The organism is Flavivirga sp. 57AJ16 (assembly GCF_028736925.1).
In the GTDB taxonomy this organism is placed as follows: Bacteria; Bacteroidota; Bacteroidia; order Flavobacteriales; family Flavobacteriaceae; genus Flavivirga.
The window spans coordinates 64,596-84,409 of record NZ_JAQZAT010000011.1; the positions used below are offsets into that span (position 1 = coordinate 64,596).

A 19,814-nucleotide genomic window follows, 5' to 3' on the forward strand; every position below is an offset into this window, starting at 1 on the left:
TTAATTAATGATGTTAACGTCTATTTCGAATTCTACTTAACGAAACTGATGTTATACCTAAATAAGATGCGATGTAATGCTGTGGTACACGTTTTATAATTTCAGGTTTTTTTTTAAGTAAGTTTTCATAACGTTCTTGAGGTGTTTCTATAAGGTGTGAAAGTAAAAGCTGTTGGTAATGAGCAAGACGTCTGAATAGATGCTCTTCCATTTCTTTTTTAATTGAAGGCGATTTATCTAAAATTATGTAAAAATCTTTTTGAGAAATAGTATGTATAATACATTCTTCTATACTTTCAATACTATATAAACTTGGTTGGTTAGTTCTAAAACTTTCTATAGACGAAACACTATTTCCTTCAAAGAAAAATTGAGTTGTAATATCTTTTCCTTTGTTGTTTACCCAAGTACGTAAGCATCCCTTTTCAATAAAAAACATATTTTTTGATACCTTACCTTCTTCTAATAGGGTTGTTTTGGCTGGAATTTCAATTTGTTTAAAAAAATGGCTTAATTTATGCCACTTGTTAGTCTTGATTTCTTTCTTTTTATTCATTAGACTACATTTGTTAAGGTCAAATTTATGGAATTTGATTTATACAATTATTTATACTCACATTTTCATTCTTTTCAATTTTTGATACTCTAATTTTTTTTAAGTAATCCCATATCACAACTTACTTTTCTTTCAATAACTCTAGCATAAATTTGAGTGGTAGCAATTTTAGAGTGACCTAGCAACTTTGATACTGTTTCTATTGGCACACCATTACTTAAAGTTATTGTAGTGGCAAATGTGTGTCGTGCGATGTGAAAAGTTAAATTCTTTTTGATTCTGCATAAATCTGCAATTTCTTTTAAATACGAGTTGAGCTTTTGATTTGAAATATTAGGGAATAAGGTTTTCTTGGTTTTAATATGTCCTTTGTATTTCTGAATTAATTCTTCAGTAATTGGAAGCTATGGAATTTTTACTTTGTTATGTGTTTTTTGTCTATTGGTGATTATCCATTTACCACCATCTATACCGAAAGTAATATTATCTTCGTTAAGGTTCATGACATTGATATATGACAAGCCTGTATAGCAACTAAAAACAAACCCTTAACAAGCTCCAGTCTTTCGACTTCAAATTCTTTTTCAATTATAGTTTGCAGTTCATTTTCACTCAAGAACTCTCTTTCATTTTTAATATAAGTAGGCTTGAATTTTATAAAGGGGTCTTTGTCTATCCATTCCATTTTATAAGATAATGTCACCATTTTACGAAGTCTTTGAATATGCTTCACAACCGTATTGTTTTCCATTTGCTTTTGATGGCCCTCCGGAACATAGGAACGCAAAAACTTTTCAAAGTCAACTAAAAAACGAAATGTTAATTGAGATAAATAGATGTCTTGGATTTTCTTTTTGGTTAAGAATAGTTTGATATACTTTTGAGTCGTGAAGTAATTCTTTAAAGTCCCATAACTTAAAGACTCACTCATTTGGGTGTTGTGGTAATCTACCAATGTTAGCAAAGAGCATTCTTCGTTATCCTATCCTAGGAAACGAGCCTTTATGGATTGAGCACAGATAAACGCTTTTTCTTTAACCAATTCATCGTGAGCTTTGTAAATTCTATTTTTAACTTGGTCTAAATATCTGTTGAGTGGTCGAGATTCTTGTTTGTTACCTCTTGCTCTTCCTTTCTTGGAATCCCATTCAGACACAATTACTTTTCGTTGTAAACTGATATTTGCTCGTTTACCGTTTACTGTTATTCGAGCATAAACAGAAACTTGATTATTAATTTTACGTGAAGCGCTTACCCAAAATGATAAGCTAAAGGTGGTTTGTGATTGCATAGTTGTCGTCTTTTTATTAAACATTCATCAAGACGAAAGTCAAATCAACTATTTCAATTACAGTATTGTAAGCATCCATTCGGTTAACACTTTTTTACTTTGCTAACTATTAACCGAATTAAACTATATTAATTCAATTCTTATGATAGTCTAAAAACCATAAAACCTTGTAAATCGTATGATTTACAAGGTTTTAGTTTCTAATGGTATTAATTTTTGTCGGGGTGGCAGGATTCGAACCTGCGACCTCCGCGTCCCAAACGCGGCGCGATAACCGGGCTACGCTACACCCCGAATTTAAATAGAATTGAACATAGATGCTTGGGAGCTCAATTCCATTTCTTAACCTTATTTCCTTGAGCGTAGTTTATGCCGCATTTGATACGGTACTACACACGAAATGGGTTATCCTAAAAATGCGGAGAGACAGGGATTCGAACCCTGGGTAACTATTTCTAGCTACGACGATTTAGCAAACCGCTCCTTTCGGCCACTCAGGCACCTCTCCAATTAAATAGTAAGAACTTTTAAATAAAATTGCGGTTGCAAATGTACTAGATACTTAGATATAACACAACTATTTTATTTATTTTTTTATAATTTTTATTCTGGATATTCAATACGCAAATGATAAATATTTGCAAGCTTGTGTTTTAACACCTTTTTTATGGATTCAATCTCTTTAAATGTAATATTTGCATTCAAAAATTGGCCATCTTCAATTTGTTTATTGATTATATTTTCAACAAATGCATCAATCTTTGTAGAGGTAGGTTCCTTTAAACTCTTCGAAGCCGCTTCTATACTATCGCACATCATTAGTATAGCTGTTTCCTTGCTAAACGGCTTAGGGCCAGAGTAACTAAAATCTAATTTATCAACTTCTTCAAAACCCTTTTTTTCTTGCATATAAAAGTAATAAACAACACTGGTACCATGGTGTGTACGTATAAAATCTATAACTCTATCCGGTAAATTATTTTTTCTAGCGATCTCAATACCATTTATCACATGATTTATGATGATTCGAGCACTCTCCTTTGAGGATAATTCATCATGTGGGTTAATTCCTGTTGATTGGTTTTCGGTAAAATAAGTAGGATTTTCCATTTTACCAATATCATGATACAAGGCTCCTACCCTCACTAACATGGCATTCGCCCTAATTTCATTTGCTGAAGCTTCAGCTAGATTTGCTACATTTAAAGAATGGTGGAATGTTCCTGGTGCTTTATCGGACAACTCTTTGAGCAGTTTTGAATTAGTATCAGATAATTCTAAAAGGGACACATCTGAAACCAAACCAAAAAGCTTTTCATAAATGTATATTAAAGGCTGTACAAACAAAGTAGCTAATCCACTCAAGATAAACCACATAAACGTTTCCCATTTGATCGTTTTCACGCTCCCTTCATGAATAACAAAAAAAGCAAAATAAGCTATAATATAAATAAGGGTTATTTGGCCTACTGAAATAAATAAATTAACTCTTTTATATAGCTCAGAAACAGTTAGTATGGTTACAATTCCTGCAATAATCTGTAGAAACATGTATTCGTAACTATTCGGTACAATAAAACCTATTAGCAATACTGTAAGTACATGTGCAAATAAGCCCAGCCTAGCATCAAAAAAAGCTTTAAACACTAAAGGCAAAATACAAATTGGAACAATATAAATATACTGTGAGTCATAATTTACAACCAAGGTTGTAATAAATATCAATAAAGAAATATTAAAAAAAATAAAAGTGACCTTTGTATTATTTTCGAACACAGTTATTCTATACTTTCGTAAGAACAAAAGCAACATTAATAAAGCCAAAGCAACCAATAATGTATATGCAAAAAGCACCCATATATAATTAGACTCGCTCCAAACTTGCGATTCGTATTCAGATTGTAAAGATTTTAAAATCTGATATTTATTACCTTCAATAACTTCCCCTTTCGAAACTATTAAAGTGCCTTTTTCAATACTCCCTCTAGCATAAACTATTTTATCAATCTCTTCTTGTAATGCTTTATCTGTAAACGACTTATCGAATATTAAGTTGGGTTCTATTAAATCAAAAAACAAAGAAGTAAAATCTGTTTTATAGCGAATTAACCCATACTTACTTAAAACATTATCAATGACTTTTGAAACAGCATCTTGCTTAACCAAATGAGAAAAGAAACCATCTTTCTTTTTAACCCTTTCATCAAGTATAACTATAGCCTTATCATTCGAAAAGTGATAGTTTTCACCTAAAACCCCAAATAAATACAGTTCTGCAATAATCATTTCTCCCGCCTTGTACAACTTATCGGATGTCGTCTTAGGAATAGAATCTGAAAACGTATTTTTAAACTGGTTTTTATATAAAGATTTTACTTTAGCCTCAATAGTATTATCTAAATCAAAATACAGTACCGAATTCTTGATCAGCACATCTTTTTCAGAAGCAATTTCTTTATCGTTTTTTTTTATAGCAAAATCAAAAGGCGCGTATAAATTTTCCGATTGCCAAGGCTTTCCTTTTTCAAAGCTATATTTAAACTTTCCTCCTTTAGGAAATAAATACACAATTAAAAAAGTGGTAACTATAAACAATAACCCCTTGTAAATTAAGGAGTGATTTCTATACAATTTATTTATAAAATCCTTCATCGAAAAACTTAATGGTTTCAAATGTAATAAAATTATAAGCTTTCACCATTTTTATAATGAACTCATCTTGACTTTTTATTAGTCCACACTTATTGTATGGGAAAAGTTGCGGAGCCACGCATTCAAAATAAATAGTTAAACCACAGCTTTGGGGGGCAGGCGAATCGTGCATCATACCAAATGAATTTCAAAATAACCGTAATTATTTTGAATTATTTTTAGTTCAGATAAAATAGAAAATCTAAGCATAGCATTCGCTCAATGTCATTAAGTTAAGGCCGTAATGTCAGTCTGAGCGCAGTCGAAGACCAATTGGAGTTCTAGTTTTTATTAGCATTTCGACTGCGCTCAATGTGACAAATAAAGAACAAATTTCCTTAACTTAATGACATTGATCCTAAGCTACGGTTCTATTTTATTATGAAATATGAGCTAAAAAGAAATCGAAGATTCATGAACACCTATTTTTAAAATGAAAGATAGTGAACTAAACAAACATTATAGGTTGTTTTGATGTTTATTTGGTATTATATGCTGAACTTGCCCCTGCTGAACATGTTTCAGCATCTAGCGGGATTCAATTCAGGTTTAATACCTTTTATTTTTAACCTAAAACAAGGTGACATTTCTTAAAACAGGGCATTTTTTATCGTGAAGCATAAAAAGTCATGAAATGTAGTGAATTTTAGTCCTTTTTTATGGAATAGAAAAAGTCCAGATGAGTTCATAAATGAATCATTCATATTTCTACTAAAAAATCGTTATTTTCGCAAGTACAAATTAAAGTATTAAATTAATGAATAAAGAAGTAGTTATTGTATCGGCTGCAAGAACTCCAATAGGTAGTTTTTTAGGAGCCCTGTCCACTATTCCTGCTCCAAAACTGGGGGCTATTGCTATTAAAGGGGCCTTGGATAAAATAGGCCTAAACCCCGAATTAATTGAAGAAGTTCTAATGGGCAATGTCGTACAAGCCGGAACAGGTCAAGCTCCCGCTAGACAAGCTGCTATTTATGCCGGAATACCCAATACGGTCCCATGCACTACTGTTAATAAAGTGTGTGCATCTGGAATGAAAGCAGTTATGCAAGCTGCACAAACTATTGCGCTTGGCAACGCAGATATTGTTGTTGCTGGAGGCATGGAAAACATGAGTTTAATTCCTCATTATTTACATGCTCGAACCGGTACTAAATTTGGGCCTACGTCATTAATTGATGGTATGCAAAAGGACGGCTTGGTAGATGCTTACGATCAAAATGCTATGGGGGTTTGTGCTGATGCTTGTGCCACAGAATATAAATTCTCAAGAGAGGAACAAGATGCTTTCGCCATACAATCCTATAATCGTTCTGCCGCCGCATGGGATGCCGGGAAATTTGACAATGAAGTTGTTCCTGTTGAAGTACCTCAGCGTCGTGGAGAACCATTAATAGTTAATAGAGATGAAGAGTTTACCAATGTAAAAATAGATAAAATCCCACAGTTACGTGCTGCATTTACTAAAGATGGCACTGTAACAGCGGCTAATGCTTCAACCATCAATGATGGAGCTGGCGCCATGATTTTGATGAGTAAAGCTAAAGCTAGCGAATTGGGATTAACGCCCTTGGCAACCATAAAAAGTTATGCTGACGCTGCTCAAGAACCCAAATGGTTCACAACGGCCCCAGCAAAAGCACTGCCAAAAGCTTTGAATAAAGCTGGAATTAAAATGAACGATGTTGACTATTTTGAATTTAACGAAGCTTTTTCCGTAGTTGGCTTAGCCAATATGAAAATCCTGGGATTGAATGACAGCAATGTAAATGTTAATGGTGGAGCTGTATCGTTGGGCCACCCTTTAGGTTGCTCTGGTGTTAGAATTATAATCACGTTATTAAATGTTTTAGAACAAAACAATGCTAAAATAGGAGCAGCAGCCATTTGTAACGGTGGCGGTGGTGCGTCTGCAATTGTTATAGAACGTTCGTAATATTAAATATTTTTATTGTTATTATTTATTATGAAACATCTATAACTAAAAAGTTCGATACCCAAGGACAATGATTATATAGATGCTACATGTGACAAATAAAAAACAATACATATAAACACATGAAATACTCTTTAAAATTTTTATTCAGCAATTTGATATTCCTCACCAATAATTGCATAAATAGTCAATAGTCATACCCAATAGATAATAACTTTATGCAATACGGAATTTGTAATTTAAGCATTGTTCCCCTTAGAGATGAGCCAGCAGACACCAGTGAACTTGTATCCCAAGTAATCTATGGTGACATTTTTAAAGTCTTGGAGCAACGTAAAAACTGGAGTAAAATTCGTTTAGCTTTTGATGCTTATGAAGGCTGGATTGACAACAAACAATATCTTGAAATTACAGAAAGTGCATATAAATCTTTAAATAGCGCCCCCTGTAAACTCTCTATTGATTTGGTAGAGTTTATTGAAGATAGCGATAACCAGCTACATCCTATTTTATTAGGATCTACCCTAAATGGGCTATCCTATTTAAATCATAAACATGAGGGCAATAGTATAGAAGGTAAAAAAAACAAGGACAACATTATTCAAACAGCATTTTTATATTTAAACACGCCGTATCTCTGGGGCGGAAAAACACCATTTGGTATAGATTGCTCTGGTCTTACCCAAATGGTTTATAAATTAAACGGCTATAAACTATTACGTGATGCATCACAGCAAGCTACCCAAGGAGAGGCCTTGAGTTTTATTGAGGAAAGCGAACCTGGCGATTTGGCCTTTTTTGATAATAGTGAAGGTATCATAACACATGTAGGAATTATTATGAAAGATAATTACATTATACATGCGCACGGCAAAGTTAGAATTGATAGATTGGACCACTCGGGTATTTATAATGTTGACAAAAAAATGCACACGCATAAATTACGAGTCATAAAAAAAATAATATAAAAAAGGGGCGAATTAAATTCGCCCCTTTTTTATATTATTCAAGTATATGTAGATTAGTTTGCATTTTCTTCTTCAAGAACAGCCACTTTTTCTTTCATACTTTTATATTTATCGGTTTCCCCTAGAATACTATAAATATTCATCAAGGTTTTTGCCGCACTAATACTCTTAGGATTAATCTCAAGTGCTTTGGTTAGGTAAGGCACGGCTTCTTTATAAAGATTTTGACGCTCTTCCCTTAACTCATCATAGCGCTTATTATCAGCTTTGGAAGATCCCAAACCATTCATCTCTTCGATCATTGATTCTTCTTTGCTTAAAACTAAAGCTGCTAAATTTATATAGGCATTTATATATTCTGGATCTAACTCTATGGCTTTTTCGTAATATGCTTTTGCTTCTGTAACCTGATTGGATTCTGCAGCTATAACTCCTAAATTATATTGTAATTCAGGGTTCGTAGGATCCATTTGCGTCGCTTTTTTCAATAAGCTTTTAAACTCTTCCGTATTGCCCATTTTATAATGAACATTTGCTTCGGATAATATTAAATTAACATCGTTAGGGCTTTCTGCTCTTGCTTCTTTCATTGCTGCAATCGCTTTTTCATTATCGCCTTTATTAACATATATAAGAGCCACATTTTTTACAATCTCTGGTTTTTTTGACTCTGATACACGTTCAATTGGATCAATATGTGTTTTAGCTTTAACAGAAATATCACGCATATTTTTATTGTTAAATGCCTCTTCTTCTCCTGTCTTAACATTTGTTGCATAATACTGTGTTGCAACACCTGTGTATCCTAAATTTTTAAGTTCTTCATAAAGCTCTAAAGCTCTATCATATTCTTGAACATTCACTGCTGTTGCTGCTGCGTAATAAAGAAATACCGTGTCTTTTTCTGTAGCTCTATAAGATTTTTCAAAAAACACAGAAGCTTTTGAATAATCCTTTTCCTCATAAGCACTATTTCCTTTAACCAATAGCCCATTGGCCATATCTTGCTTTAATTGGTTTATTTCGGACGTATATCCCTTTTCAACTTTACTTAGGTTAACCAAAGCAGCATCAATATCGGCTATGGACCCTTTCCCTCCAGCATACAAGGCTTCTCCACTTAAATAATAAAACTTTGCTTTTGCTTTATCATCCATTTCAGACATTAATGATTCTGCTTGTTTTAAAGCAGCTTTTGCCTCTGCATATTTTGTTCCTTTAATAGCTCTTTCTGCTGTTTTCAACTCTTTTTTCTGCGCAAATGCAAATACGCTTACTAAAAAGGTCAAAGCTATAATTAACTGTTTTCTCATTTTATAAAATATTATTATTAATTCTCGGTATTATTATCCTCTGCACTTGTATCAAGAGTTGTGCCATCCTCTAAATTATTAGTATTCTCAGTAGTTTCAGGTTCTTCAACCTCCACTTCATCTTCATCATGCACGACTTTAGCAACCGCAGCTATGGAATCGTTCCCTTTTAAATTGATCAGTTTAACTCCTTGAGTGGCTCTTCCCATAACACGTAAATCTGCCACGACCATACGTATAGCAATACCTGATTTATTAATAATCATTAAATCATCACTATCCGTAACACTTTTTATTGCTACTAAATTTCCTGTTTTCGCTGTTATAGAAATGGTTTTAACACCTTTTCCTCCTCTGTTAGTAATTCTATATACCGGTTCTCCATCTATAGGGTCATCAATATACGTCCGCTTACCATAACCATTTTCAGAAACTACAAGCACAGACTCTTCTTGAGGGTTTTCAATAGTAACCATACCTATAACTTCGTCTTTATCATGAGCAAGCCTAATACCTCTAACCCCAGAAGCGCCTCGTCCCATAGGTCTCGTTTTTGCTTCTTCAAAACGAATCGCTTTGCCAGATTTAAGTGCAAGCATGACCTGACTATTTCCTGTGGTTAATTTTGCTTCCAACAACTCATCATTGTCTTTAATTGTTATCGCATTAATACCATTGGTTCTAGGACGCGAATACTGCTCTAAAGACGTTTTCTTAACTTGGCCATTCTTAGTAGCCATAATAACATAGTGACTATTAATATAATCTTCATCTTTTAAATCCTGAGTACAAATGAAGGCCATTACCTTATCATCCTGCTCAATATTTATCAAGTTTTGAATAGCACGCCCTTTTGAGGTTTTGCTACCTTCTGGGATTTCATAAACACGCATCCAGAAACATTTTCCTTTTTGCGTAAAGAACAACATATACTGGTGATTAGTACCTACAAATAAATGCTCCAAGAAATCTTCATTACGGGTCTTTGATGCTTTTTGCCCAACGCCTCCTCTATTTTGTGTTTTATATTCTGTAAGTGATGTACGCTTAATATAACCTGCATGCGAAATGGTAATGACCACTTTTTCATCAGGAATCATATCTTCAATACTTAAATCACCGCCCGCATATTCGATAACAGAACGACGCTCATCTCCATATTTGTCCCTAACAACCTCCAACTCTTCCTTAATGATAGCCATTCGACGTTCTTTTTTGTCTAAAATATCTTTAAGGTCGATAATCGTTTTCATAATATCTTCATATTCTGAACGCAATTTATCTTGCTCTAAACCTGTCAATTGGCGCAAGCGCATTTCGACAATGGCCTTGGCTTGAATTTCTGAAAGTTCAAAACGTTTAATTAAGTTTTCTCGGGCTTCATCGGCATTAGAAGATGCCCTAATGATGGCAATAACTTCATCAATATTATCCGAAGCTATAATTAACCCTTCTAAAATATGAGCACGTTCTTCCGCTTTACGTAATTCATAAGTGGTTCGCCTTACAACAACTTCATGTCTATGTTCAACGAAATAATGAATCAAATCTTTTAAGTTCAACAACTGTGGACGCCCATTTACCAATGCAATATTATTCACACTAAACGAAGACTGCAAAGCTGTATACTTAAATAACTTGTTTAATACAATGTTTGGAATAGCATCACGTTTTAAAACATATACAATACGCATACCATTTCTATCAGATTCATCGCGAATAGTAGAAATCCCTTCTAGTTTTTTATCGTTTACCAAGTCTGCAGTTTTCTTGATCATATCTGCTTTGTTCACTTGGTAAGGAATCTCATCAACTATAATACATTCGCGTCCGTTTACCTCTTCAATATTAGTTTTGGCACGTATCACGATCCTGCCTCGTCCTGTATGAAACGCCTCTTTAACCCCGTCGTAACCATAAATAGTTCCACCTGTTGGAAAATCAGGAGCTTTAACATGCGTAATTAATTCATCGATTTCAATATCATTATTTTCAATATAAGCAATAGTACCATTAACGACTTCGGTTAAATTATGTGGAGGCATGTTAGTAGCCATACCTACAGCAATCCCTGATGCTCCATTAACTAAAAGTCCTGGGATGCGTGTTGGCAAAACAGTAGGTTCTTGCAAAGTATCGTCAAAATTCAATTTGTGGTCAACTGTTTCTTTATCAATATCTGCCAACATGTCCTCAGATATTTTACGCATACGTGCTTCCGTATAACGCATTGCAGCAGGGCTGTCCCCATCTATAGAACCAAAATTTCCTTGTCCGTCAACAAGCATATAACGCAAACTCCATTCTTGAGCCATACGTACCATAGCATCATAAACAGAAGTATCACCATGCGGGTGATATTTACCTAAAACCTCCCCAACTATTCTTGCGGATTTTTTATGTGCCGTATTAGCTCTAACACCCAATTCATGCATCCCAAAAAGCACACGTCTATGAACTGGTTTTAAACCATCTCTTACATCTGGTAAAGCACGTGACACAATGACCGACATTGAATAATCAATGTAAGCCGATTTCATCTCATCTTCTATATTAATAGGAATCAATTTTTCTCCTTCTGTCATATAAAATTTAGTTTAATTTTTATAAGTATTTCAAAACGTGCTAATATAAGAATTTCATTAGTCACAGTAAGACTATTAGCATACTTTTTCATGTTTTTTTATTAACAATTTAAGGTTGTTTTTTAGTTAATAAGTATGCCGCTAAAAGTTTTGATTTTATAAAGTTTTTTTCGTCAATTAGCAACTTACAGACAATTTAAGGTATAGTTTTTGCCTTTAGTGAAATGTTTTAGTATTTTTAATGCAGATAAGGACACGATTATGGATGACAATTTTTCCCCAAGAGTAAAGGACGTAATTGCATATAGCAAAGAAGAGGCACTAAGATTAGGCCATGATTTTATTGGTACCGAGCACTTAATGCTTGGGCTTTTGCGTGACGGTAGCGGCAAAGCCATTAATATATTGAATGCTTTAGATATAGATTTAAATCATTTGAGACGCAAAGTTGAAATATTAAGCCCTGCAAACTCAAATATTACTGTAGCTTCTAATCAAAAAAAGAACTTACACCTTACCAGGCAAGCAGAGCGCGCTTTAAAAACCACATTTTTAGAAGCCAAACTATTTCAAAGCTCTTCCATAAACACAGCTCATTTATTATTATGCATTTTAAGAAATGAAAACGACCCTACTACAAAGCTTTTAAATAAACTAAAAGTTGACTACGACAATGTTAAAGAACAATTTAAGCTTATGATTACAAACGACAATGATTACATAGAACCCAAATCCGAATTTCAAGATGACGACATGAATACCGAAGGCGATACTTCCAAGGAAAATATTTTTAATACGCCTGCCGGAAAAACAAATAAGAAGTCCAAAACACCTGTTTTAGATAATTTTGGACGTGATTTAACCGCTTTGGCGGAAGAAGGAAAGCTTGACCCTGTTGTTGGTCGTGAAAAGGAAATACAACGAGTCTCACAGATTTTAAGTAGACGTAAAAAAAACAACCCGCTTTTAATTGGCGAACCTGGTGTTGGTAAATCTGCCATTGCCGAAGGTCTGGCCCTTAGAATTGTTAAGCGTAAAGTGTCGCGTATTTTATTTAATAAACGTGTTGTGACTTTAGATTTAGCCAGTTTAGTTGCTGGAACTAAATATCGTGGACAGTTTGAAGAACGCATGAAAGCTGTTATGAATGAACTTGAAAAGAATGACGATGTGATCCTTTTCATTGATGAAATCCATACCATTGTCGGTGCTGGTGGAGCCACAGGAAGTTTAGATGCTTCCAATATGTTTAAACCTGCTTTAGCACGTGGAGAAATTCAATGCATTGGCGCCACAACTTTAGATGAATACAGACAGTATATTGAAAAAGATGGTGCTTTAGAACGTCGTTTTCAGAAAGTGATTGTTGAGCCTACTACAGTTGAAGAAACCATAGAAATCCTTAACAATATAAAAGGCAAGTACGAAGAACACCATAACGTCGATTACACACCAGAAGCCATTAAAGCCTGCGTTAAGTTAACAAACAGATACATGACGGAGCGTTTTTTACCGGACAAAGCTATTGATGCTTTAGATGAAGCGGGATCTCGTGTACATATAACCAATATCGACGTTCCTAAACAAATTCTAGAACTCGAAAAGCAACTGGAAGGTATTAAAGAAACTAAAAATGCCGTTGTAAGAAAGCAAAAATATGAAGAAGCCGCTAAACTTAGAGATGATGAAAAACGCATTGAAAAAGAATTAGCCGTTGCTCAGGAAAAATGGGAAGAAGACACTAAACAACATAGAGAAATTGTCACTGAAGATAATGTTGCCGATGTGGTCTCCATGATGACAGGAGTGCCCGTAAATAGAATTGCACAGACAGAAATTAATAAGCTGGCCGAGTTGCCAAACCTTATTAAGGGCAAAGTGATAGGACAAGACGATGCCGTTGCTAAAGTCGTAAAAGCGATACAACGAAACCGTGCCGGACTTAAAGATCCTAATAAACCTATTGGTTCGTTCATCTTTTTAGGCCAAACTGGTGTCGGTAAAACACAGTTAGCTAAAGTATTATCTAGAGAACTATTTGATAGTGAAGAATCGCTCGTTAGAATTGATATGAGTGAGTATATGGAAAAATTTGCCATTTCTAGGCTAGTTGGAGCACCTCCAGGATATGTTGGCTATGAAGAAGGTGGTCAATTAACCGAAAAAGTAAGACGTAAACCATATGCCGTTATATTGTTAGATGAGATAGAAAAAGCACACCCCGATGTCTTTAATATGCTACTTCAAGTCCTCGATGATGGTTACTTAACAGATAGTTTAGGAAGAAAAATTGATTTTAGAAATACGATCATCATTATGACATCAAATATTGGTGCTAGAAAACTTAAGGATTTTGGAACAGGTATAGGGTTTGGAACAGCATCACAAAAAGCTCAAGAAGATGCTAATGCCAGAAGTGTTATTGAGAATGCACTAAAAAAATCCTTTGCCCCCGAGTTTTTAAATAGAATTGACGATGTCGTGGTATTTAATGCTTTAGAGAAAGAGGACATTAACAAAATCATAGATATTGAGCTGGAAAAACTTTTAGCAAGAATTAAAGGATTAGGCTATACCTTAAAACTTAGTAGTAGTGCTAAAGATTATATTGCAGAAAAAGGTTTCGACAAACAATATGGAGCAAGACCTTTAAAAAGAGCTATTCAAAAGTATATTGAAGATGCTTTAGCTGAAGAAATTATTACCTCCCATCTTGAAGAAGGTGATAAAATTAAAATTGATTTAGACAAAACAACCAAAGAGCTAAAAATATCAATAGATAAAGCTGAAAAACCCGCGGAGTCTTAAAAAGCTTGTTAAAAAACCCGAAAATTAATTTTCGGGTTTTTTTCTTTTAAATGGCCCCCTCTCGCTTAAAGCAATTTAAATATAGTATTAGAGAGGAACTAGATAAGAATTCTTAATTTCCCCCATAACAAAAGTACTGTGTGCACTTCCTATGTTTTGTAATTCTCCCAAATGATTTAGAACAAAATTTTGGTAGTCCTTCATGTCTTTCACCAAAACCTTTAGCAAAAAATCATAATCTCCAGAAATATTATAACATTCAATAACTTCATCTAAAGAGAGAATATCCTTTACAAATTGATTTCCAATTTTACGGGTATGCTCTTTAAGCCTTATATTACAAAATACCATAAGCCCCCTATCTAACTTTTCAGAATCTAAAATGGCTTTATATTTTTTAATATAGCCTTCCTTTTCTAATTTTTTCACCCTTTCAAATACCGGTGTTGTAGACAAATTAACCTTAGCGGCTAATTCCTTAGTCGTTAAATTAGAATTGTTTTGAAGTATGTTCAAGATGCGTAAATCTATTTTATCTAATGGCATTATAGAATTATTTTCTGTCCAACCTTTTTTTAAACAGCTTTAAAAGATCAAAAAACTTTAATTAATCACAAAAATAGTTATTACAACCAAATAATCCATATTTATCAATATAAAAAATCTATAAAACTAACTTTGCTTAGACATAAAAAATAATATCAATTTATGAAAACTACAATTTTAGGCTACCCAAGAATCGGAAAAGAAAGAGAACTAAAAAGAGTAAGTGAAGCCTATTGGGCAGATAAAACAAATCAAAAAAAACTTTTAGAGACAGGTAGACATATTAGAAAAGAAAACTGGCTACTTCAAAAAAATACAGGAATCGACAGTATCCCTTCTAATGACTTCTCTTTTTACGATCAGGTACTTGACACTTGTTTAAGTGTAGGATGTATTCCCAAGCGTTATGATAAGCTAAAGCATGGAAACCAGCTGGATCTGTATTTTGCAATGGCCAGGGGCATCCAGAATAAAGAAATAGACTGTACCGCCATGGAAATGACCAAATGGTTTGATACGAACTACCATTATATAGTACCGGAATTTGAAAAAGAACAAACCTTTGAGTTTTTCTCAACTAAAATAATCGAGGAATACAAAGAAGCATTAGAATTAGGTATTAAAACCAAACCTGTACTAATCGGTCCTGTAACATTTTTACTATTAGGAAAAGAAAAAGAGGAAGGTTTTCACAGACTAAGCTTATTAGAAAAATTACTACCTGTGTATTTAGAAATTATTGAGCAACTAACATTATTAGATGTTGAATATATTCAATTTGACGAACCTTGCCTGGCCTTAAATTTAAACGAACAAGAAAGAGATGCTATTAAATTTACTTATAAAAAAATAAGCACTAAATTCCCTAATTTAAAGGTCTTTTTAGCAAACTACTTTGATTGTTATGGCGATAACTTAAACACTGCCCTACAACTGCCTATCGACACTATACATTTAGATTTAGTGAGATGCCCATTACAATTAAATGACATTTTAGAATCCAAACATTATAACACCAACACAAAATTATCCTTGGGCTTAGTTGACGGAAGAAATATTTGGAAAAATAATTTTGATGACTCTCTACAAACCATTAAATCTGTTATTTCTAAAATTGGAGAAGAAAACATCTGGATATCTACATCATGTTCCCTACTCCACTGTCCTTATGATTTAGACCTGGAAACCAATGAAAGCAACTTAAGCACAGAAATAAAGCAATGGCTGGCATTTTCTAAACAAAAACTACAGGAGATTAGAACTCTAAAAGGGCTGGCTTCTTCTAACTATAATGAGTTTGAAGAAGAATTTAAAGACAACAAAATAGCGCATGTAAACAGAAAAGCTTCTTCATTAATTCATAACGAAAAAGTAAAAAACAGAGTACTTGCATTAAATAATACCGATAGTCAAAGAAAAAGCACATTTAAAAACAGACAAACAAAGCAGAAATTAGCACTAAACTTACCATTGTTCCCTACAACGACCATTGGGTCATTTCCACAAACCAAAGAAGTTAGAAGTTGGAGATCCAAATTCAAAAAAGGAATTTTATCACAAGTAGAGTATGATTCACTAATTGCAAGAGAAACAAAAGATTCTATTCGTTTTCAGGAAGAAACCGGTATTGATGTTTTAGTTCATGGGGAATTTGAACGAAATGATATGGTGGAATATTTTGGAGAAAGATTAAATGGGTTTGCCTTCAGCAGTTTTGGTTGGGTGCAAAGTTATGGAAGTAGATGCGTAAAACCCCCTATTCTATTTGGTGATGTATCACGTGAACATGAAATGACCGTAAAATGGTCTGCTTACGCACAATCTTTAACAGACTTACCGGTTAAAGGTATGCTTACTGGGCCAGTAACTATTTTGCAATGGTCGTTTGTTAGAAATGATCAACCTAGACAGGTAACATGCAATCAAATAGCATTAGCAATTAGAGACGAAGTCGTTGACTTAGAGTCTAACGGCATAAAAATTATTCAAATTGACGAACCTGCTATTCGCGAAGGCCTACCATTGAGACAAGAAGCATGGAATAAGTATTTAGACTGGGCCGTAAATGCATTCCGAATTTCTGCAAGTGGTGTAAAAGATGAAACACAAATTCATACACACATGTGCTATTCTGAATTTAATGATATTATTAATAATATTGCTGCTATGGATGCCGATGTTATTACCATCGAAACATCTCGATCTGAAATGGAATTATTAGATGCATTTGTCGATTTTAAATACCCAAATGAAATTGGCCCTGGTGTTTATGACATTCACTCCCCCAGAGTCCCTTCTGTAAAAGAAATTGAACACTTACTTATTAAAGCAAAAAACGTTTTACCTAAAGAGCATATCTGGGTAAATCCCGATTGTGGACTTAAAACCAGAGACTGGCCAGAAACAAAAACCGCCTTAAAAAACCTTGTAAAAGCAGCTAAACAACTTAGAGAAAGAGAAATGGAAATCGCATAATTGGTATAAAATGTCCACAGAACTTTAAAATTATTCATTTTAATCATGAAGTGATTTAAACTTTTTTCAATTGGCTGCAAAATGCTCCTTTTCATCCTTTTTTCGTCTTTTTATTACTTCGTAACGCTGCTATGAAGTGCAAAAAAGGCTTCAAAACGAATAAAAACTAACTATTTTTCGCTTCAATCAAAAAAGTTTAAATCACTTCCATATAAAAATCCTATATTCTTTAAGCATATAGGATTTTTTTGTGAAACTGTAACAAAATACAATAACAGTAATCTATATTATAACAATTTGTTTTTTTGACGCCAACCAAATTAAATATCGAACAGCTTGTTGAGCTTTGTAAATCTGGAAACCAATCTGCACAATTGGAAATATATAACAGATATTATAAAGCCATGTACAATGCTTCTTTTAGAATTGTAAAAAACCGTTTTGTAGCAGAGGATATCATGCAGGATTCATTTTTAATGGCCTTTACAAAACTTAATAGTCTTAAAGAATCAAAAATATTTGGGGCTTGGTTAAAACGAATTGTTATAAACAATAGTATTTATTATCATAAAAAGAATAATAAAAACAAAGAAGTTCCTTTAGATGATATTTTATATAAAATAGAAGATGATAGCTATGGGATAGAAAGCAATTACGAATTTGCAAATATAAAAGTGAAGCAAATTTTAAATACCATGAAGTCTTTAAAGGATAATTATAGAATTGTTTTAACCTTAAATTTAATTGAAGGTTACGATTATGAAGAAATAAGTCACATTTTAAACATGACCTATGCTAATTGCAGAACAACTATTTCTAGAGCAAAAGAGAGCTTAAGGGTAAAATTACAAATGGTTTATGAATAAAGACACTTTAGAACAACTGTTTAAAGACCATGAAAATGATTTCGATATAGAAAATCCGGAATCAAACCATAAAGAACGTTTTTTAAACAAATTAAACAAACAAGGCGAGCTACAACTAATTAAAGTTGATAAACAAAGGCGTCGTTTATGGAGACCATTAATTGGTGTAGCCGCTTCTGTCATTTTATTAGTGGCACTTTTTATAGGCTCTCGACAAGATTCAAACTATAGGGAATTAGCCAGTGTATCACCTAAAATGGCGGAAACAGAAAACTTTTTTACGCTTACAATAGCAGAAGAATTAAACAAAATCAAGAATGAAGATTCACCAAAAGTTCAAGCATTAATTCAAGATACTATGGCTCGTATAAAAGCATTGGAAAAAAATTACGAATCCTTAAAAATAGATTTAACCGAAAGCGGCAATGATAGTCGTGTTATCTATGCTATGATTTCCAACTTTCAAAATAGAATAGACATATTACAAAACACTTTAGAACAAATTGAAAACATTAAACAATTAAATAAGTCATCACATGAAATGTCTGACATCGATATTTAATGATTCAAAAATCATTTACCGATCTGAGCCTGCCCCGAGCACTTCGGCTCCGCTCAGTATAAACTAAAGTTGAAGGGTCGAAGCATATCACTAAGAAATAATTAAAAACAACCCATCAGATGAAACGAACACTACAATTTAAAACACTAATCTTGTTTCTGGTACTACCGCTGTTTACCAGTGCATCAACAGAAACAAATGGCAAATACACGAAAAAGAAAACAATCAAAAAGGAATACTCTGTAACACCTAATGCCTCCTTAAGCGTAGATAACAGCTATGGAAATATCGATATTATTACATGGAATGAAAATAGAGTAGTTTTTGAAATTACCATTACAACAACGGGTAATGATGAGGAAAAAGTTCAAGATAAATTAGATGGTATTACTGTAGATTTTGAGGCCTCATCAAACTTTGTTTCTGCAAAAACGAACTTTCCGAAAAAATCTGATTCCTGGTGGAATTGGGGGAGAAAAAATAAAGTACATATGAAAATTAACTATGTGGTAAAAATACCAATCACAAACAACGTTGATCTAAATAATGACTATGGAACAATCAATTTAGACAGACTTGAAGGCGTAGCAAAAATTAACTGTGACTATGGTAAAATAACGACCAAGGAATTAATGGCCGATGGGAACAATATTAATTTTGATTATACTAACAATTGCTATTTTGAATATATAAAAAGTGGAAAAATAAATGCTGATTATAGCGGTTTTACAGTTTCAAAAACCAATAAATTAAACATTAATGCAGACTACACCAACTCCAAAATTGAAGTAGCCGAAGACGTTCATTACAATTGCGACTACGGTAATATAAATATTGATAAAGCAAACAATATTACTGGAAATGGAGATTATTTAACCGCCATTATCGGAGATGTTTACAAGAACATAACCATTAAAGCTGATTACGGTTCTATAAAGATAAAAAGGATGACTGAAAATGCTGGGAATGTCACTATAAAATCTGATTATGTCGGCATAAAAATAGGCTACGCGCCAACATATCATTTTAATTTCAATATAGATTTAGAGTATGGCTCTTTAAATGGTGACGGGTTAGAATTCACTAATAAAACTATAAAATCTACAGACAAATTCTATGCAGGCTATCATGGTAACAAAACATCCGGAAATACTATTAATATAGAATCTGAATATGGAAGTGTCTCGCTTTATAAAAATTAATTCATCAATAATAAA

The 19,814-nt window shown here is 33.4% G+C and carries 15 protein-coding genes and 2 tRNA genes; 7 read left to right on the forward strand and 10 right to left on the reverse strand.

Annotation, left to right across the window (positions count from 1 at the left end):
* Positions 1 to 13: 13 nt before the first annotated feature.
* The 7 genes from PQO00_RS13255 to PQO00_RS13275 form a co-directional block, all read right to left on the reverse strand.
* Entirely contained in the window at positions 14 to 556 is a 543-nt protein-coding gene (locus tag PQO00_RS13255; protein ID WP_274185329.1) for a Crp/Fnr family transcriptional regulator, read from the reverse strand.
* Between the two features lie 89 nt (positions 557 to 645).
* Entirely contained in the window at positions 646 to 954 is a 309-nt protein-coding gene (locus tag PQO00_RS20345; RefSeq protein ID WP_337992849.1) for a site-specific integrase, read from the reverse strand.
* Positions 955 to 1,055: 101 nt separating this feature from the next.
* Positions 1,056 to 1,487: a phage integrase SAM-like domain-containing protein gene (locus tag PQO00_RS20350; RefSeq protein WP_337992845.1), complete on the reverse strand. Its 432-nt coding sequence runs from the start codon at positions 1,485 to 1,487 to the stop codon at positions 1,056 to 1,058.
* 51 nt (positions 1,488 to 1,538) lie between these two features.
* Entirely contained in the window at positions 1,539 to 1,847 is a 309-nt protein-coding gene (locus PQO00_RS20355; RefSeq protein WP_337992846.1) for an Arm DNA-binding domain-containing protein, read from the reverse strand.
* 219 nt (positions 1,848 to 2,066) lie between these two features.
* Positions 2,067 to 2,141: transfer RNA gene (locus PQO00_RS13265), tRNA-Pro, on the reverse strand.
* Between the two features lie 125 nt (positions 2,142 to 2,266).
* Positions 2,267 to 2,355: transfer RNA gene (locus PQO00_RS13270), tRNA-Ser, on the reverse strand.
* Positions 2,356 to 2,450: 95 nt separating this feature from the next.
* The gene (locus PQO00_RS13275) at positions 2,451 to 4,499 is read right to left on the reverse strand and encodes an HD family phosphohydrolase (protein ID WP_274185330.1); all 2,049 of its coding nucleotides are present in this window, start codon (positions 4,497 to 4,499) and stop codon (positions 2,451 to 2,453) included.
* Positions 4,500 to 5,295: 796 nt separating this feature from the next.
* Here PQO00_RS13275 and PQO00_RS13280 point away from each other — a divergent pair.
* Both PQO00_RS13280 and PQO00_RS13285 read left to right on the forward strand, forming a co-directional pair.
* Positions 5,296 to 6,474, forward strand: coding sequence for an acetyl-CoA C-acyltransferase (locus PQO00_RS13280; RefSeq protein ID WP_274185331.1), 1,179 nt, complete (start codon positions 5,296 to 5,298; stop codon positions 6,472 to 6,474).
* Positions 6,475 to 6,692: 218 nt separating this feature from the next.
* On the forward strand, positions 6,693 to 7,442 hold the full coding sequence (locus PQO00_RS13285; protein ID WP_274185332.1) for a C40 family peptidase: 750 nt from the start codon (positions 6,693 to 6,695) through the stop codon (positions 7,440 to 7,442).
* 53 nt (positions 7,443 to 7,495) lie between these two features.
* Here PQO00_RS13285 and PQO00_RS13290 read toward each other — a convergent pair whose 3' ends face one another.
* Together PQO00_RS13290 and gyrA are read right to left on the reverse strand one after the other, a co-directional pair.
* Positions 7,496 to 8,755 carry a tetratricopeptide repeat protein gene (locus PQO00_RS13290; protein WP_274185333.1) on the reverse strand — a complete coding sequence of 420 codons (1,260 nt, stop codon included), beginning with the start codon at positions 8,753 to 8,755 and terminating at the stop codon, positions 7,496 to 7,498.
* Positions 8,756 to 8,772: 17 nt separating this feature from the next.
* Positions 8,773 to 11,340 carry a DNA gyrase subunit A gene (gene gyrA, locus PQO00_RS13295; protein ID WP_274185334.1) on the reverse strand — a complete coding sequence of 856 codons (2,568 nt, stop codon included), beginning with the start codon at positions 11,338 to 11,340 and terminating at the stop codon, positions 8,773 to 8,775.
* Between the two features lie 261 nt (positions 11,341 to 11,601).
* Here gyrA and PQO00_RS13300 point away from each other — a divergent pair, with 261 nt between their 5' ends.
* Positions 11,602 to 14,148 carry an ATP-dependent Clp protease ATP-binding subunit gene (locus PQO00_RS13300; protein WP_274185445.1) on the forward strand — a complete coding sequence of 849 codons (2,547 nt, stop codon included), beginning with the start codon at positions 11,602 to 11,604 and terminating at the stop codon, positions 14,146 to 14,148.
* A gap of 87 nt (positions 14,149 to 14,235) precedes the next feature.
* Here PQO00_RS13300 and PQO00_RS13305 read toward each other — a convergent pair whose 3' ends face one another.
* Complete coding sequence (locus PQO00_RS13305; protein WP_274185446.1) at positions 14,236 to 14,697, reverse strand: Lrp/AsnC family transcriptional regulator; 462 nt, start codon at positions 14,695 to 14,697, stop codon at positions 14,236 to 14,238.
* 159 nt (positions 14,698 to 14,856) lie between these two features.
* Between PQO00_RS13305 and metE the strand changes: the two genes are divergently transcribed.
* From metE to PQO00_RS13325, 4 genes are all read left to right on the forward strand, one after another.
* Positions 14,857 to 17,169 (forward strand): 5-methyltetrahydropteroyltriglutamate--homocysteine S-methyltransferase, encoded by a 2,313-nt coding sequence (gene metE, locus PQO00_RS13310; protein ID WP_274185335.1) that lies wholly within the window; start codon positions 14,857 to 14,859, stop codon positions 17,167 to 17,169.
* A gap of 305 nt (positions 17,170 to 17,474) precedes the next feature.
* Positions 17,475 to 18,035 (forward strand): RNA polymerase sigma factor, encoded by a 561-nt coding sequence (locus PQO00_RS13315; RefSeq protein ID WP_274185336.1) that lies wholly within the window; start codon positions 17,475 to 17,477, stop codon positions 18,033 to 18,035.
* Entirely contained in the window at positions 18,028 to 18,597 is a 570-nt protein-coding gene (locus PQO00_RS13320; RefSeq protein WP_274185337.1) for a hypothetical protein, read from the forward strand. The genes PQO00_RS13315 and PQO00_RS13320 overlap by 8 nt, the downstream gene beginning before the upstream one ends.
* Positions 18,598 to 18,716: 119 nt before the next feature.
* The gene (locus PQO00_RS13325) at positions 18,717 to 19,799 is read left to right on the forward strand and encodes a hypothetical protein (RefSeq protein ID WP_274185338.1); all 1,083 of its coding nucleotides are present in this window, start codon (positions 18,717 to 18,719) and stop codon (positions 19,797 to 19,799) included.
* The last annotated feature ends 15 nt before the right edge of the window (positions 19,800 to 19,814 follow it).